The organism is Agaribacillus sp. DX54, from assembly GCF_056858335.1.
Genome location: NZ_JBXEQE010000117.1, coordinates 1 through 645, shown reverse-complemented (window position 1 = coordinate 645; position 645 = coordinate 1). Strand labels below are relative to the sequence as shown.

Genomic DNA, 645 nt, shown 5'->3' with positions numbered 1-645 from the left:
CTCCGCAACAGATACCGGCACTACCACTACTGCTGCCGCTTGTCCCTGCCAGCAGTTCAGCACCTACATGTACAAAAGGATCGGTAAGCGAAAGACTTACATTGACAATCAGGGCGAGCAGGAATATACCTGCTGCAACATATCTCAGCTTGTTTTTAAATTTAGTTTTCATTTTCTAATTGCTTAAATCTGATATGGATCATTTCACCCTATAAAAAATCAATACAGGATTGCTTTCAGTATCTATTGCCATAAGCCGTTTTTTTATATCATGATTTTGCCATACTTCCGTATAAGGTTCTACCATTTTTTTAAAATCTTCTATTTTATCCAAACCGCTGCCGGGATGAAATTGCTTGATAAAATATGACTGGTTTGAACTAAGAAAATTGGGAAACAGCAGGTTTGTATGAATATCCTGTTTAAGATATGCCTTCTTTGCCTTTAAGGTTGATTTATCAACAAAAACGCCTACAATGGCAGTTTTAAGTGTAATGTATTGGAAATAAATAAAGCTATTTGTTTCATGATAATTATGTATTCCCCACATCCCCTCATAATTACCAAAGGTCCTTGTTGACTCACCTATTTCATTTAACCCGGTAAATCCCTGTTTTTTTTCGTAATCTGCCAATTTTGCAATAC

1 protein-coding gene is annotated in these 645 nt (G+C 36.1%); it reads right to left on the bottom strand.

The annotated features are described in order from the left end of the window. Window positions 1-199: 199 nt before the first annotated feature. A partial coding sequence (locus tag AC04NP_RS30595; RefSeq protein WP_482863933.1) for a hypothetical protein occupies window positions 200-645 on the bottom strand: 446 nt, incomplete at its 5' end.